Source organism: Streptomyces avidinii (genome assembly GCF_014650695.1).
Taxonomy (GTDB): Bacteria; Actinomycetota; Actinomycetes; order Streptomycetales; family Streptomycetaceae; genus Streptomyces; species Streptomyces avidinii.
Genome location: NZ_BMVL01000010.1, coordinates 125,007 through 140,592, shown reverse-complemented (window position 1 = coordinate 140,592; position 15,586 = coordinate 125,007). Strand labels below are relative to the sequence as shown.

Below are 15,586 nucleotides of genomic sequence, written 5' to 3'. Positions count from 1 at the left end.
GCGCCGTTGCCGGGGGCGCTGCCCCCGGACCCCCGCGCCTCAAACGCCGGCGAGGCTGAATGTGCGGAGAGCGGCCGGACCGGAAGCGCCGCCGGCGAGGCTGAATCCAGCGGGGCTGAACGCGGCGGGGGCGCGATCTCGGGGTCGACGGTGGTCATACGGCGGCCTCCGAGGGCGAGTCCGGCAGGGGCTCGGCCCAGGTCGGGCTGGTCCAGTGGCCGGGCACCCGTGCCTCCGGGGGCCGGGCGAAGGGGATCTCGCCGTCGGGCCGGGCGGAGCCCTTGGCCAGCAGACGCAGGTAGATGTCCTGGAAGGCGGCGACGTTCTGCTCGACCGTGAAGAGCTCCAGGGCCCGCGCCCGGGCTGCGGAGCCGAGCCGCTGTGCCCGTTCGGGGTCCTGCAGCAGGGACAGGCAGGCCTCGGCGAGTGCCCGGGGATTGCGCGGCGGGACGACGAGCCCGGTGCCCCCGATGACCTCGTACACCGCGCCCACGTCGGTGGAGACGGTGGCGCGCCCGCAGAGCATCGCCTCGGCGAGCGTGACGGGGAACCCCTCGATCACGGAGGACAGCACGACGACGCGCCCGGCGCCGTAGGCCTCTGCGGAGGTGGGGGCTTCGGGTCCGCCGATCTCCTCGAAGGTGACCGGGTTCTCCCCGACGGTGACCGAGTCGGCGGCCTCGTCCGGGAAGAGCTGGGCGGCCAGGGACCGGCAGTCGGCGAGGTAGCCGGGGGCCACGGCGGTGGCGAAGATCCGCAGCCGGGTGCCGGGGGCCGCGCGGCGGATCTCCGCGAAGGAGTGCAGCAGGGCGATGAGGTCCTTGGCGGGCTCTATCCGGCCGACCCACACCAGGGTGTCGGGGTCCCCGCAGTCGGGGGCCTCGCCGACGGTGGCGAATCGGTCCGCCTCCATGCCCGGGTAGACGGTCCGCAGTCGCTCCCTGGTGGCCCCGCACCGCTCCTGCCAGCGCCGGGCGTGAGCGTTGCCGGGGGTCAGGAAGTCGGCGCGGGCGTAGATCTCGGTGGCCAGCCGCAGGTGGAAGGCGGCGAGCAGGGCCCGTACGGCGGGGCGGGCCTCCGGTTCGCCGCCGGTGCCGAGCTGGGCCAGGTAGTGGGCGCGGAGCTGGACCCCGTACTCGGTGACCAGCAGGGGGACCCCGAAGAAGCGTTTGGCCAGGAGTCCGGGGATCGCCGCCACGCCGCCCGCGGCCGCGTGGCAGATGTCGGCCTCGCCGAGGCCGCCCGGCTCCTCGTACCAGTCGAGGGACAACGGCCGCAGCATGACTTCCAGTTCGTCCACGAACTCCAGCAGGTCGCTCACCTGGGCGGTCGCCACGGTGCGCGCGGCGCCGGGAGCCCGGCAGGCGGACTCCAGGGCCCGCACTGCGGATTCGGAGCGCAGCGCCGCGTACATCCCGCCCTGCTCACGGGCGAGTTCGGCGAGTCCGTACAGCCCGGCGGCGAAGGGCTGTGGCTGCCCGGCACAGATCCCGTGGACCAACTCCCTGAAGCAGTCGACGAACCGCCGGCGCTCGCGCCGGGAGTAGCTCCGCCCGTCGTCGGCGGGGGCCCACAGGGGGGCTGTCCGGACCCGGGTGACATGCTCGGGCAGTGGCACCCGGGCGCGTTCCTGCTCGGCGCTGCGGCTCAGTGCGTAGATCTCGAACTCGTGCTGCGGGAGCCCGCGCACGAGCCGGTCGCACCACAGCCTGGCCTCTCCCGTCGCATACGGATAACCACCTTCGGTGAGCAGTCCGATCCGCACGAGTGGCACCCCCGATCTCCCGTTCAGGCGGTCGCCGTTCGGTCAGGCGACCCGCCGCGGAGAACTCAAGCGGATATGCCGAAGGCGCGACGGACGGTTGTCCGTCGCGCCACCGGAAGGGGTGAAGAGTCGTAACTTTCCCGTACGGTTCGCGTTCGAGCACGCTAGAAGTACAGCCCCGGAACGGCCCGGAGAGGGCCTGGGGAAGGACCCGGGGAAGGACCCGGGCAGCGCCTAGGCGAAGACCTCCTGCCGCGACCTGCGGCGGCCCGCGGCCAGCCCGGGATCGAGTGCCGGTACGGCGGCCAGCAGCTGCCGGGTGTGGCGTGGGCCGGGCGGTCGTAGACCTCGTCCACCGGACCCTCCTCGACGATCTCGCCGGCCCGCATGACGGCCACCCGGTCGCTGACCTGACGGACCACCGCCAGGTCGTGCGCGATGAAGACGAGCGCGATGCCGAGCTCCCGCTGGAGCTCGGCCAGCAGGGCGGTGACCTGTGCCTGGGTGGTCACGTCCAGGGCGGAGACCGGCTCGTCGCAGACGATCAGCCGGGGCCGGGGCGCGAGCGCCCGCGCGATGCCCACCCGCTGGCGCTGGCCACCGCTGAACTCGTGCGGGTAGCGGTCGTAGTGCTCGGCCTCCAGCCCGACGCGCAGCAGCAGCTCCTCCACCCGGGCGCGCACGGCTGCCGCGTCCCGTGCCCCGGCGGCGCGCAGCGGGTCGGCGATGGACTCGCCCACGGACCGGCGCGGGTTGAGGGAGGACGCCGGGTCCTGGAACACCATCTGCACACCGCTCGCGATGCCGGTGACCGGGACGCCGTCCCGGCGGACCTGCCCGGAGCCGGGCTCCAGCAGTCCGACCAGCATCCGACCCAGGGTGCTCTTGCCGGATCCGCTCTCGCCGACGATCCCGAGGGTCTCCCCGGCGTGCACGGCGAGGGAGACCCCTGCGACGGCGGCGACCTTCCGCCGGCCCCGCCCGAACTCCCGACGCAGCCCGAACGCCTCCACGACGGGCGGCGCTTCCGGCCCGCCGTCCCGCCCCGCCGGGGACACCGCCGGGGACGCCTCCGGCCCTGCCGGCGTTCGAGGCACGGGGTGCGGGGCGGAGCCCCGGGAGCGGCGCGGCCCGTCGAGCCTCGGTACCGCTGCCAGCAAGGCCTTGGTGTACGGGGCGGTGGGTGCCGAGAGCAGCGCCCCCACCTCCCCCCGCTCGACGGCGCAGCCACCCCGCATGACCAGCACCTCGTCCACGCTCTCCGCCGCCACGCCCACGTCGTGGGTGACCAGCAGCAGCCCGAGCCCGCGCTCCTCGCGGAGCCCGTGCAGCAGGTCGAGGATCTGGGCCTGGACGGTGACGTCCAGCGCTGTGGTCGGCTCGTCGGCGATCAGCAGCTGCGGCTCGCAGGCCAGTGCCATGGCGATGAGGGCCCGCTGCCGCATGCCTCCGCTGAACTCGTGCGGCCGCGCGCGGGAGCGGCGTACCGCGTCCGGGATGCCCACCCGGTCGAGCACCTCGACGGCCCGCGCGCGGGCGGCCCGCCGGGAGACGTCGGCGTGGATCCGGTGGACCTCGGCGATCTGGTCGCCGATGGCGTAGTAGGGGTCCAGGGAGCTCAGCGGGTCCTGGAAGACCATGGCGGCGGTCCCGCCGCGCAGCCGGCGCAGTTCGGCCGCCGACGCGGCGGCCACGTCGGTGCCGCCCACCCGGACGGTGCCGCCGAGGCGGGCGCCCGTGCCGCGGTGCAGTCCCAGCAGGGCCGTGGCCACGGTGGACTTGCCGCTGCCGGACTCGCCCACGAGCCCCAGGGCCCGGCCGGCCTCCAGGGTGAAGGAGACCTCGTCGACGGCCCGTACGTACTCCCCCGCGCCGCCGACCGGGAAGTCGACCACGAGGTCGGTGACCTCCACCAGCGATGGCGTCATGCGAGGGTCACCCTTCGGTCGGCGGCGGCGTACAACAGGTCTGCGATCGCGCCCGCGAGGACCACGGCCGTGCCGATGGCGAGGACGACGCCCACCACGACGGGCAGGTCCACGAGTCGTACCCCGTCGATGAGGGTCTTGCCGAGACCGGGGATACCGAACAGCGACTCGGTCAGTACGGCGCCGCCGATCATCGTGCCGAAGTCCACGGCGCTGAGCGCGATCACGGGGGCGACGGCGCCGCGCACGGCGTGCCGGGTGACGACGGCCCGCTCCCCCACCCCGTAGGCGCGGAAGGTCCGGATGTGGTCCTCGGCGAGTGTCTCCAGGGTCGAACTGCGGGTGAGGCGGGCGTACTTGGCGCTCTCGAAGAGGCCGAGCGTCACCCACGGCAGGAGCAGGTTCCAGGCCCACTGCTCGGGGTCCTCGGTCAGCGGCACGTACGTCGGGAACGGCAGCCACTGGAGGTAGGCGCAGACGGTCATGAGCAGCAGCAGCCCGAGGATGAAGACGGGGGTGCCGGTCCCGGCGAGGGTGAGGACGGTCAGGGCCCGCTCGGTGATGCCGCCGCGGCGCAGCGCGGACAGCAGTCCGGCGCCGACCCCGACCACCAGCCAGATCACCAGCGCGCCCAGTGCCAGCGACAGGGTGGCGGGCAGCCGGTCCAGGATCAGGGCGGTGACCTGCTGGTCGTTCTGGTACGAGAATCCCAGGCAGGGCGCGTCGCAGTGCAGGAGCAGCCCGGCTCCGCCGGAGTAGTCCCGGCCCACCAGCAGCCCCTGGAGGAAGTGCAGGTACTGGGTGAGGGCGGAGTCGTTCAGGCCGAGCTGTTCGCGGACCTGGGCGATCTGCGCCGGATTGCAGCGCTCTCCGCAGGCGAGGCGGGCGGGGTCGCCGGGGGCGAGGTAGAAGAGGGCGTAGACGACGACGGACAGGGTGAGCAGCACGAGCAGTGCCCCGCCGGTCCGTTTGAGCACCGGGGGCACCCCCGGCGGTAGCTGGGGGAGGGTCACGCCGTGCGCTCCTTTCTGGTGCCGACCCGCAGGCGGGAGCCTTCGCGCGGGTCGAGGGCCGTGCGGACGGCGTCACCGAGGACGGTGAAGGCGAGCACGGTGACGAAGAGCAGCCCCGCGGGGAGCAGGACGTAGGTCGGGTCGGCGCGGAACCAGGTCTGTGCGCTGGAGAGCATCTGCCCCCAGGAGGGCGTGGGCGGCTTGACGCCGACGCCGAGGAAGGACAGCGAGGACTCGGCCACGATGGCGGTGGGCACCTTGATCGCGGCGATGGTGATGACGGGCGCGGCCAGCGAGGGCAGCAGCTCGCGGCGGGCGATGCCCAGCCTGCCCCGCCCCGAGAGCCGGGCGGCGTCCACGAAGTCGAGGCCCTGCAGGGCGAGGGCCTGGGCGCGGACCATCCGGGCGGTGCCGCCCCAGTCGAACAGTCCGATGAGCAGGATCAGCAGCAGCGGCCGCGGGAAGTCGGGCGGGACGACGGCGGTCAGGGCGATGCCGATGACCAGCATCGGCAGCGCGATCATCACGTCGGTGAACCGGCCGATGAGCTGGCCCGCGAACCGGCCGCCGAGCGCGGCGGCGAGTCCGATGCCCACCCCGACGAGCGTCTGGACGACGACGGCGCCCAGGGCGACGAGCAGGGAGATCCGTGCGCCGTACAGGAGCCGGGTCAGCAGGTCGCGACCGGTGCCCGGCTCGACGCCGAGCCAGTGGTCGGCGGAGATCCCGCCGAAGGAGCCCAGGGGGACCCCGCCGCGCGCCGAGTCGACGAGGTCGTCGTGGTACGCGTTCGGGTCCTGGCCGGTGAGCTGGGCGAGCAGGGGCGCGGCGAGGGCGAGGAGGACGAGCAGGGCCAGCACCCCGCCGGCCGCGAGGGCCGCCGGGCGTCGGCGCACGCGCCGCCAGACCTGGCGCGCGGCGCCCGCGCCCGGGGCGAGGCCCCCGGGCGCGGGCACCGGCTGCTCAGGTGCCGACTGCTTGAGGGCGATGCTCACTTGACGGAGACCTGCGAGACGTCGAGGACGCCGGTCCAGTCGCTGATGACGACGTTCTTGACGTCCTTGCCGACGAGCCGCTTGTAGACCGGGTGGAAGAGCGGCACGTCCAGGGCCTGCTCACCGATCTTCTTGTCGAGTGCGCCCCAGCGCTTGCCGGCCGCCGCGAGGTCGGTCAGCTTGGCGATCTCGTCGATCTCGGCGTTCACGGCCTGGTCGTTCAGCTGCGCGTGGTTGTAGTTGGAGCCGTTGGTGACGATCTGTCGGCCGTCGAAGATCGGCGCGAGGAAGGGGGCGCCGGAGGGCCAGTCGGCGCCCCAGCGGGAGAGGAAGAACCCGGGGGTGTTCTTGACGTCCCAGCGCTTCTCGTTGAAGGCGTTGTTCTCCAGGCCCTCCAGCTTGACGGTGATCCCGGCGGCGGCCAGCGCCTGCTGCACCGCCGTGGCGACCTCGGGGCTGGTCTGGCGGTTCTGCGCGGTGGAGTGGGTCAGGGTGATGGAGAGGCCGTCGGGGAAGCCGGCCTCCTTGAGCAGCTCCTTGGCCTTGGCCGGGTCGCCGGTCTTCCCCGCCGGGAAGTGGTCGTACGGGGTGAAGCCGAAGGCCTCGCGTTCGGGCAGGAAGGTGGTGGCCGGCTCGGCGAGCGCGGATCCGCCGGCGGCGTTGATCACGCTGGTGCGGTTGATGGCGTAGGAGATGGCCTGGCGCACCTTCGGGTTGTCGAAGGGGGCCACCTTCGGGTTGAGGGCCAGGTAGTTGATGTAGCCGAAGTGGCCGGTGCCGACGCGGCCCGCGAGCTCCTTGTTGTCGCCGATCTGGGCGAGCTCGGCCGGGCCCAGGTTGGTGTCGGTGGTGATGGCGGCGGCGTCGGGTCCGGAGCTGGTGGTCAGGCGCTGGTTGATGACGGCGGCGTCCAGGCCGGAGCGGACGTCGATCTTGTCCGGGTAGGCCTTGCGCTCCTCGTCGGTCTTCTCGTCCCAGTGCTCGTTGCGCTCCAGGGTGAGGTGCTCGCCGTCGTTGTCGTTCTTGACGACCTTGTACGGGCCGGAGGAGACGGGGTGCTCCTCGTACTTGACCCCGGTGTCCTTGGCCTTGGGGACGGGCGCGAACTGCGTCTGGGTGGCAACGAAGGGGAACTCGCCCTCGGACTTGCGGAGTTTGAAGACGATCGTCTTCGGGTCGGGCACGACGATCGAGTCGAGGCCCTTGCCGCCGTCCTTGTACGGGCCCTCGTACGCGTCCCCGCCGACCAGCCAGTCCCGCAGGTAGGGGGCGCCGCCCGACAGTTCGGCGGCGAAGGACCGCTCGATGCCGTACTTGATGTCGGCGCTGGTGATCGGGGAGCCGTCCTCGTACTTCAGCCCGTCCTTCAGCGTGTACGTCCACTCGGTGGCGTCGGCGTTGGGCTTTCCGGTGTCGGTGGCCAGGTCGGGAACGACCTTGGTGCCGGCCGCGCCGTCCTCGCGGTTGCGGGTGGTCAGGGTGCGGAAGACCAGCGAAGGAACGTTTCCGCCGCCCGAGGTGTAGAGCCGGGCCGGGTCGAAGTCGCTCTGCGGCTCGGAGTTGAGGACGGTCAGGGTGCCGCCCCGCTGCGGCGCACCCCCGGCGGCGCCCGGCTTGCCGCCGGAACCGGCCTTGTCCGCACCGTCCTCGGGGCCGCAGGCCACGGCGCCCCCGGCCAGGACGAGGCTGACGGTGACGGCGGCCACGCGGCGCGCTATGAGATGACGGTCGGGTCCGGCGGAAGACATGGGTGTGAAGACCTCTCGGCGTGAAGGAAGGGCGGAAGGGCCACGCGAGGGGCAGCGGTCGACAGCGGTACCGAGGGGGCACCGGAACATGAGGAAGCCGCGCCTGCGGGCGTACGTACACCCGGGCGCGGCGAAGGAACTCGAAGAGGGTCGTCGCGGCGCTTGCGGGCAGGCTCAGCGACAGAGAATGTCGGCCACGCTGTGCGCGGTCACACCGAGCAGCGCGCGCTCAATGGCGGCGCTCGCGGTCATGGTGTGGTGGTGCGACATGCGGAGAACGATGGCCGATGATCGGACGGATTGTCAACGCGGATCCCCGCCCGGTCGACGGGCGGGGCCGCGCGCGGAGTCAATTCCCGGGGAAGACCCAGGGGTTGGCCTTGCACTCGATGCCGTTGATGTTCAGTGACTTGGTCTGCTGCTGCATGATCGGCGCGAGCGCGCCCGGCGTCCGGCAGTTCACGTGGGCGTGCCCGAGCCGGTGCCCGACCTCGTGGTTGATGAGCATCTGCCGGTAGGCGAACATCTGCTCCGGCCCGTACGTGGCGGACCCCTGCGCCCAGCGGAACGCGTTGATCATCACCCGCTCGGTGCTCGCGGAGTCGCAGGAGACGTTTTCGACGGTGGTGTCCAGATCGGACTTGGCGCACCAGACCCCGGTGGTCCCGGGGCTGGCCAGGGTTATCACGAAGTCGGCCTCGCCGCCCGGCACCCGCTCGAAGGTCCGCTCGCCGTTGTGGGACCAGCTGCGCGGGTCGTTGAGGGTGCGGTGGACGGCCTCGGCGAAGAGCTGCGGGTCCAGGTCCAGGCCCTGCTCGACGTCCACCCGGTAGCGCACGAGCTTGCCCTTGCCGGGCGCCTTGGCCACCCCGGGCACGGTGTCGAAGGTCCCGGGGCCCGCGAGCTTCGCGTCGAGCGGCAGTTGCTGTGCCATCTTCTGCTCGTACGTCAGCTCCGGCGCGGGGGCGTGGGCGGACGGCGCCGCGGGAGCGGCCGCCTGCGGCGGCATCGAGCGGCCGTCCGAGCGGGAGGCGCCCTCGTCGGCGCGGCTGTCGCCGGCGGCGGCCTGCGCCCCGGCCCGGCCGCCGTCCGTGTCCATGAGCACCTGGCCCGCGACGACGACGGCGATGACGGTGGTGACGGCCGCGGCGGCCATGCCGGTGTACGTACGGACCTTCAGGCCGCGGGCGGGCGGCTCCTCGGCCGACGCGTCCGCGCCCGCGCCCGCGTCCGCGTCCGCGTCCGGGGGCACCATCGGATCGACGGGCCCCCGCGGCCCGGGCACGCGGCGGTGCGCGCCGGTGGAGGTGACGGGGTCGAGATCGAAGTCGTGCGCCGGTACGGGGGTGGGCGCGGGGACGCCCGGCGGCGTCAGCACGACCTGCGGGAAGCCCACCGCGGGCGTGCCGAAGGCCGGGGTGTCCGAGTCCATGAGGGCGGCGGGGGCCGACACGGTGGCGGTGGGGGCGGTGGTGCCCGTGGTGGCGCCGGGCGGGCGCCGCACCCCGTGCCAGTCGCCGTACCGGGAGTCGGGGCGGGATCCCCAGGCGCCGCCGGACTCGTACTGCTGGGGGTGTCCCCCGGTGCGCGCGCCGGTGACGGGCCGGTCCTGGGACACGTACCCGTGGTGGGTGACGGTCGGCTCGGGCCAGTACGCGGCGGGCGGCTCCTCGAACGGCAGCGGTGCGGGCTCGGGCTGCGGCCGGACGGGGGCCGGTGCCGGGGCGGGTGCCGGAGCAGGGGCCTTGCGACTATGTCGTCCCACGGTCCTCAGCCTCTGCCGTTTTCGGTATCTCGGTCACTCGCGCCCGTTCCGGTGTCGTTCAGCAGCTCCCGGAAGGCGGCGGCCACCGCCCCGGGGTACTCCATCATCGCCACGTGTCCGGCCTCGGGCAGACACAGCAGCCGCGAACCGCGGAAGGCGGCGGCCGCCCTGTGCGCCATCCGGTACGAGACCAGCTGGTCCCGGCCACCGTAGACCAACAGGGAGGGTGCGAGAACGCGCTGCGCCTGCCGCCACAGTCCGTGCTGGCCACCGAGGGTGTACGCGTCGACGATGCCGCGGGAGGAGCGGGTCATCGCCTCCCAGAAGTACGGGAGGGCCATCCGCCGCTCCATCTCCTCCACGGCGTTGCGGAATCCATCGGGCGTCACCCGGGAGGGGTCTCCGTAGCAGAGCTCCGTCACCCCCCGGGTGCGCTGCTCGGCGCCGATCCCCCGCATCATCCGGCTGAAGAGCGCGGCCACACCGGGAACGGCGAGCAGCGCGGTCGGCACGGCCGACTTCTGCACGCGCACTTCGGGCAGGGCGGGCGAGATCAGGGTCAAGGTGCGCACGAGGTCGGGCCGGACGGCCGCGACGCGGGTGGAGACGGCTCCGCCGAGGGAGTTCCCGAACAGGTGGACCGGACCGCGCCCGGCGGCGTCGAGGTGCCGGATGACGACGCGGGCGAAGGCGGTGACGGAGTAGTCCCGGTCTGCGGGTGGTGGGGACCAGCCGAAGCCGGGCAGGTCCAGGGCCTCGCCGTCGACGGTGTCGGCCAGCTGCGCCATGAGGTCCGACCAGTTCTGCGAGGAACCGCCGAGTCCGTGCACGAAGAGGGCGGGCGGCAGTCCGGTACGCAGGGGCGGCCGGTCCCGGACGGCCAGCTCCAGCCCGGGCAGGGTCACGGTGCGCAGCTGCTCACCCTCGGCCACCCGAACGGCGCCCACCGGGGAGGACGGCTCGGTGGTGGAGCGTACGCCCGGCAGCTCGGTCGAAGACATGCGGGCAATGTTACGAGACGATCACGCTCCACTTCTTGTGTTCGCCATCACAAAAACAGGCCGATGCGAAGAAGCGTGGATCCGTATAGCGGTGGATCGGCGATCCTCCTAGGCTCGTAAGTGAACACAAGGAAGCGAGGGGAGCGGCATGACTGTCGACCCTGCGGAGCCGGACACCTTCCGGGAGCAGTTTCCGGAAACCCTCGATCCTGAGGCGCCCGAGGCGGATGTGGCGGAGCAGCTGGCCGAACTCCGGCCGGACGAGGACGACCCGATCACGGCCGGCGCGGCGGGCGAGGCCACGGACGGCGATGCTGCCGAGCAGGCTCGGGTGGTGCCACTGGACGAGGACGACTACCGCTGACCCCCGGTCGACCGAGCGCCGACCGAGCATCGACCAAACTGCTGATCAAACCGCTGACCAGCGCCTCCGGGCCGTCCGTACCGCGAGAAAACTCGGCTTGAACCCTCCAGATTCGGTTACCGAAAAGTACGATGGCCGCGCGGCGCAGAGCGCACTGTGTTCTAAGAGAAAGTGGGAGGCGGCGTGACAGCCATCGAGCAGACCGAGGCAGCGCGTCCGCGGGGCACGCGACTGCCGCGCCGAGCCCGGCGCAACCAGCTCCTGGGCGCGGCCCAGGAAGTTTTCGTCGCGCAGGGGTACCACGCGGCGGCGATGGACGACATCGCCGAGCGGGCCGGCGTGAGCAAGCCGGTGCTGTACCAGCACTTCCCCGGCAAGCTCGACCTGTACCTGGCGCTGCTGGACCAGCACTGCGAGGCCCTGCTGCTGGCCGTGCGCACCGCCCTCGCGTCGACGACGGACAACAAACTGCGCGTGGCGGCCACCATGGACGCCTACTTCGCGTACGTGGAGGAGGAGGGCGGCGCCTTCCGGCTGGTCTTCGAGTCCGACCTGACGAACGAGCCGGCCGTGCGCGAGCGCGTCGACCGGGTCTCCCTCCAGTGCGCCGAGGCCATCTCCGACGTCATCGCCGAGGACACCGGCCTGTCCAAGGACGAGTCGATGCTGCTGGCCGTGGGCCTGGGCGGGGTCTCGCAGGTCGTGGCCCGCTACTGGCTCTCCAGCGAGAGCCCGGTCGCCCGCGACACGGCGGTCGGCCTGCTGACCTCCCTGGCCTGGCGCGGCATCGCCGGCTTCCCGCTGCACGGCACCGAGTCCTGACGGACCGGATCGCGGCAGCGCCGGCGGTCTCCGCCGGCCGCTGCGGCGGCTGTTCGCTGCGAGCGTGTCCGCTCTGCGCGGTCGGCGTCCCCTCTCCGGGCTAATGTGGACCGCGTACGGCGCGGCTGATCGCGCGAACGGATCGTCGGAGGGACAAAGCCGTGGAGGTCAAGATCGGCGTGCAGCACGCACCCCGGGAGATCGTGCTGGAGAGCGACCTGAGCGCCGAGGAGCTGGAGAGCATCGTCACCGCCGCGCTGTCCGGCACCGCGCCGCTCCTGAGCCTCACCGACAACAAGGGCCGCAAGGTCCTGGTGCCGTCCGACCGCCTGTCGTATGTCGACCTGGGCGAGCCGAGCGTGCGCAAGGTCGGCTTCGGCGCGCTCTGAGAACTGTTGGAAACGGCCCGGTGGTTGATCCCACCGGGCCGTTTCTGTTTCTTCCGCTTCGGGTAGGACCGCAGTGACCCGGTTTGCCCTGACGTATGGGAGAGACCTGATGCTGCTGCTGGAAGTGCTCGGCTCCGCTCTGTTGGGCCTCGCCCTGTCCGCGACGGCCGCCCGAGTGCTCGCGAGCCGGTTGCCTTCCGTCAGAGTGGTGCTGGTCAGCGGGGTGCTGGGAGCGCTGTTCGGGGCGTATCTCACCCACTTCGCGCTGGGCCCCGGGCACAACACCCTGACCGCGACCCTCATCGGTGGCGTGCTGGTGTCGGCCGTGGTGCTGTCGCTGCTGCTCCGTCCGGCCGCAGGGCCCCGCAGGCAGTCCCACAGGACTCCGTTTTCGCTCCCGTCGCGGGGCTGACCGGGATCCCTGACCCTGCCCCCTGCCCCCTGATCCCGCCCCCGAACCACGTACGTCGGCCCCGGCACGCACACAGCGCGCCGGGGCCGACGTATCGAGCGGTACGGAGCCGCAGGGACCGTGCGTCAGGCGGCGAGGCCGAGGGCCGCCATCCGCTTGGTGTGCGCCTTGGTGATCCGGGTGAACATCTCGCCGACGGCCGCCAGGTCGAAGCCCGCCGCCATCCCGTCGACGCCGCCGACCAGCATGGTCGAGAGCGCGTCGCGCTCGGCGACCACGCGCTGGGCCTGGGAGAGGGCCTCCCCCATCAGCCGGCGGGCCCACAGCGCGAGCCGGCCGCCGCAGCGCGGGTCCGCCTCGATCGCGGCGCGCACCTTCTCGACGGCGAAGTTGCCGTGGCCGGTGTCGTCGAGCACGCCGAGCACGAGCGCGCGGGTGTCGTTGTCCAGGTGCGAGGCGACCTCACGGTAGAAGTCACTGGCGATGGAGTCACCGACGTAGGCCTTGACCAGGCCCTCCAGCCAGTCCGACGGCGCGGTCTGGCGGTGGAAGTCGTCCACGCCCTTCGCGAAGGGCTCCATGGCGGCGGTGGGCTCGACCTCGATCGCCGCGAGCCGGTCCCGCAGCCGCTCGAAGTGGTGGAACTCGGCGGAGGCCATCGCGGCGAGCTCCGCCTTGTCGTCCAGGGTGGGCGCGAGCTTCGCGTCCTCCGCGAGGCGCTCGAAGGCCGCGAGCTCTCCGTACGCGAGCGCGCCGAGGAGGTCCACGACGGCCGCCCGGTACTGCGGCGAGGCAGAGGCGGCGGCCCAGTCCTGGGCGGCGATACCCACGGCTTCGGTGGGGGCGCTGTCGTCGGCGGGCGAGGCGTTTTCTACGGTCGACATGCTCCGCACAATAGCCCGCCGAATGGGCCTCCAAGGCACCACGCCGGATCCTTGCCTGTCCAGCCAAACGCGCCTACCCGGTGAATTCACCCGACACACCTGCGCGATTCCGGGGTACAGTGGTAATGCGCCTGCCGAATTTTCGGCGGGCCATCCGAATAAGGATGCCCGGTCGGTGGCCCGATCGGCTCCAACCGACCGCCCTCGGTGTGGTGCGTACGTTCATGCGTACCGCCTCCCACGAGGGGCCCCCTCAGCGGCAGATGCGCCTGAGCGAAGGCTAGTGGTCCCGCGCAGCTTCGTACGTAGCAGTACTGCAAGCACAGCACGGTACGACCCCCCTCGCCGCCTCGCGCCGCGTCTCACAGAAGAGGCAGCACCCTGACTACGTTCCGAGACCTCGGGGTCTTTCCCGAGACGGCCGAAGCCCTTGAGGCCGTCGGCATTGTGTCCCCCTTCCCGATCCAGGAGATGACCCTCCCCGTCGCCCTCTCCGGCACGGACGTCATCGGCCAGGCCAAGACCGGCACCGGCAAGACGCTCGGTTTCGGCCTTCCCCTGCTGGAGCGGGTCGTCGTCCCGGCGGACGTCGAGGCCGGCCGCGCCACCCCCGCGCAGCTGACCGACGCCCCGCAGGCCCTCGTGGTGGTTCCGACCCGCGAGCTGTGCACCCAGGTCACCAACGACCTCCTGACCGCGGGCAAGGTCCGCAACGTCCGCGTCCTCGCCATATACGGCGGCCGCGCGTACGAGCCCCAGGTCGAGGCGCTCAAGAAGGGCGTCGACATCATCGTCGGCACCCCGGGCCGCCTGCTCGACCTGGCCGGGCAGAAGAAGCTCGACCTCTCGCACGTCAAGGCCCTCGTCCTGGACGAGGCCGACGAGATGCTCGACCTGGGCTTCCTGCCCGACGTCGAGAAGATCATGGCCTACCTGCCCGCGAAGCGTCAGACGATGCTGTTCTCGGCGACCATGCCGGGTGCGGTCATCGGCCTGGCCCGCCGCTACATGACGCAGCCGACCCACATCCGCGCCGTCTCCGAGGACGGCGAGGGCGCGACCGTCGCCAACACCACGCAGCACGTCTTCCGTGCGCACAACATGGACAAGCCGGAGCTCGTCTCCCGCATCCTGCAGGCCGAGGGCCGTGGCCTGGCCATGATCTTCTGCCGTACCAAGCGCACGGCGGCCGACATCGCCGAGCAGCTGGAGAAGCGCGGCTTCGCCTCGGGCGCCGTCCACGGCGACCTGGGCCAGGGTGCGCGCGAGCAGGCGCTGCGCGCGTTCCGCAACGGCAAGGTCGACGTGCTGGTGTGCACGGACGTCGCCGCGCGCGGCATCGATGTCGAGGGTGTGACCCACGTCATCAACTACCAGACGCCGGAGGACGAGAAGACCTTCCTGCACCGCGTGGGCCGCACCGGCCGCGCGGGCAACAAGGGCATCGCCGTCACCCTGGTCGACTGGGACGACATCCCGCGCTGGCAGCTGATCAACAAGGCGCTGGAGCTGGACTTCCACGACCCGGTCGAGACGTACTCCACGTCGCCGCACCTGTTCGAGCAGCTGAACATCCCGGCCGGCACCAAGGGCATCCTGCCGCGCGCCGAGCGCACGCGGGCCGGCCTGAAGGCCGAGAACCTGGAGGACCTGGGCGAGACCGGCGGCCGCGGTGGCCGTGGCGGCCGCTCCGGCCCGGCGGCTGCCGCCGTGGTGACCGAGGAGCGTCCGGCCCGTACCCGTACGCCGCGCCAGCGCCGCCGTACGCGGGGCGGATCCGAGCTCGCCGAGGGCGCCGAGGCCACCGCCGCGGTGACCCCGGTCCAGGCTCCCGAGGCCCCCGCGGCCCCGGCCGCCGACGAGCCGCGCCGTCCGCGCCGCCGCCGCACCCGCGTGGCTGCGGTGCCGACGCAGACCCCCGTGGCCGCGCCGGTCGCCGAGGCTCCGGCCCCGGCCGCCGAGGCCGCCCCGGTGGCCGAGGAGGCTCCGGCCAGGCCGAAGCGCGTCCGCACCCGCAAGGTCGTCGAGACCGCCCCGGAGCCGGACTTCCAGATGCCGCCGCTGGTCGAGCCCGTCAGGGCCCGGCGCACGCCCACCCGCAAGTCCGCCCCTGCCGTCGCGTCCGTCGCGGTGATCCCGGTCGCCGAGGTCGCCCCGGTCGCCGAGGAGGCTCCGGTCAAGCCGAAGCGGACCCGCACCCGCAAGGTCGCGGAGGCCGCTCCGGTCGTCGCCGAGGCCGTCGCGGTCGCGGAGGAGGCTGCGGTCAAGCCGAAGCGCACCCGCACCCGCAAGGTCGCAGCGGCCGCCCCGGAGGCCGCTGCGGTCGCCGAGGCCGCCACCGCGACCGAGGAGGCCCCGGCCAAGCCGAAGCGGACCCGTACCCGCAAGGTCGCGGCCGCCGCGCCCGAGGCGTAGGCCTCACGCAGTACCGAGCCGATGGCCCCGGTCCCCTTTCGAGGGGGCCGGGGCCATCGGCCTGCCCGGGCCGTGCCCGGCTCCG

The 15,586-nt window shown here is 72.8% G+C and carries 14 protein-coding genes; 5 read left to right on the top strand and 9 right to left on the bottom strand.

Annotated elements, in window-relative coordinates:
* Positions 1–154 precede the first annotated feature (154 nt).
* The 8 genes from IE257_RS25345 to IE257_RS25315 all read right to left on the bottom strand — a co-directional run bounded on the left by IE257_RS25345 (position 155) and on the right by IE257_RS25315 (position 10,215).
* Positions 155–1,765 (bottom strand): DUF3492 domain-containing protein, encoded by a 1,611-nt coding sequence (locus IE257_RS25345; protein WP_189972235.1) that lies wholly within the window; start codon positions 1,763–1,765, stop codon positions 155–157.
* 164 nt (positions 1,766–1,929) lie between these two features.
* Positions 1,930–3,693, bottom strand: a complete 1,764-nt coding sequence (locus IE257_RS25340; RefSeq protein WP_373301862.1) for a dipeptide ABC transporter ATP-binding protein — start codon at positions 3,691–3,693, stop codon at positions 1,930–1,932.
* Positions 3,690–4,706 (bottom strand): ABC transporter permease, encoded by a 1,017-nt coding sequence (locus IE257_RS25335; protein WP_229920651.1) that lies wholly within the window; start codon positions 4,704–4,706, stop codon positions 3,690–3,692. Before IE257_RS25335 ends, IE257_RS25340 begins: the two co-directional genes overlap by 4 nt.
* Entirely contained in the window at positions 4,703–5,695 is a 993-nt protein-coding gene (locus IE257_RS25330; RefSeq protein WP_372453136.1) for an ABC transporter permease, read from the bottom strand. Before IE257_RS25330 ends, IE257_RS25335 begins: the two co-directional genes overlap by 4 nt.
* Before the next feature lie 2 nt (positions 5,696–5,697).
* Complete coding sequence (locus IE257_RS25325; protein ID WP_189972233.1) at positions 5,698–7,449, bottom strand: ABC transporter substrate-binding protein; 1,752 nt, start codon at positions 7,447–7,449, stop codon at positions 5,698–5,700.
* A gap of 174 nt (positions 7,450–7,623) precedes the next feature.
* Positions 7,624–7,719, bottom strand: coding sequence for an Ms4533A family Cys-rich leader peptide (locus tag IE257_RS39515; RefSeq protein ID WP_372453129.1), 96 nt, complete (start codon positions 7,717–7,719; stop codon positions 7,624–7,626).
* Positions 7,720–7,798: 79 nt separating this feature from the next.
* Positions 7,799–9,214, bottom strand: coding sequence for a DUF3152 domain-containing protein (locus IE257_RS25320; protein ID WP_189972232.1), 1,416 nt, complete (start codon positions 9,212–9,214; stop codon positions 7,799–7,801).
* Between the two features lie 5 nt (positions 9,215–9,219).
* Positions 9,220–10,215, bottom strand: coding sequence for an alpha/beta fold hydrolase (locus IE257_RS25315; RefSeq protein ID WP_189972231.1), 996 nt, complete (start codon positions 10,213–10,215; stop codon positions 9,220–9,222).
* Positions 10,216–10,363: 148 nt separating this feature from the next.
* Between IE257_RS25315 and IE257_RS25310 the strand changes: the two genes are divergently transcribed.
* From IE257_RS25310 to IE257_RS25295, 4 genes are all read left to right on the top strand, one after another.
* Positions 10,364–10,579 carry an Rv3202a family protein gene (locus IE257_RS25310; RefSeq protein WP_052873867.1) on the top strand — a complete coding sequence of 72 codons (216 nt, stop codon included), beginning with the start codon at positions 10,364–10,366 and terminating at the stop codon, positions 10,577–10,579.
* 183 nt (positions 10,580–10,762) lie between these two features.
* Positions 10,763–11,401, top strand: a complete 639-nt coding sequence (locus IE257_RS25305; RefSeq protein WP_030385903.1) for a TetR/AcrR family transcriptional regulator — start codon at positions 10,763–10,765, stop codon at positions 11,399–11,401.
* A gap of 161 nt (positions 11,402–11,562) precedes the next feature.
* Entirely contained in the window at positions 11,563–11,790 is a 228-nt protein-coding gene (locus tag IE257_RS25300) for a DUF3107 domain-containing protein (protein ID WP_030011334.1), read from the top strand.
* Positions 11,791–11,899: 109 nt separating this feature from the next.
* Positions 11,900–12,202 (top strand): hypothetical protein, encoded by a 303-nt coding sequence (locus IE257_RS25295; protein WP_372453130.1) that lies wholly within the window; start codon positions 11,900–11,902, stop codon positions 12,200–12,202.
* A 125-nt stretch (positions 12,203–12,327) separates the two neighbouring features.
* Here the strand turns inward: IE257_RS25295 and IE257_RS25290 are convergent, their stop codons facing one another.
* Positions 12,328–13,086 carry a ferritin-like fold-containing protein gene (locus IE257_RS25290; protein ID WP_189972230.1) on the bottom strand — a complete coding sequence of 253 codons (759 nt, stop codon included), beginning with the start codon at positions 13,084–13,086 and terminating at the stop codon, positions 12,328–12,330.
* Positions 13,087–13,557: 471 nt separating this feature from the next.
* On the opposite strand from IE257_RS25290, the gene IE257_RS25285 reads away from it, so the two are divergent.
* Entirely contained in the window at positions 13,558–15,501 is a 1,944-nt protein-coding gene (locus tag IE257_RS25285; protein ID WP_229920650.1) for a DEAD/DEAH box helicase, read from the top strand.
* Positions 15,502–15,586 lie beyond the last annotated feature (85 nt).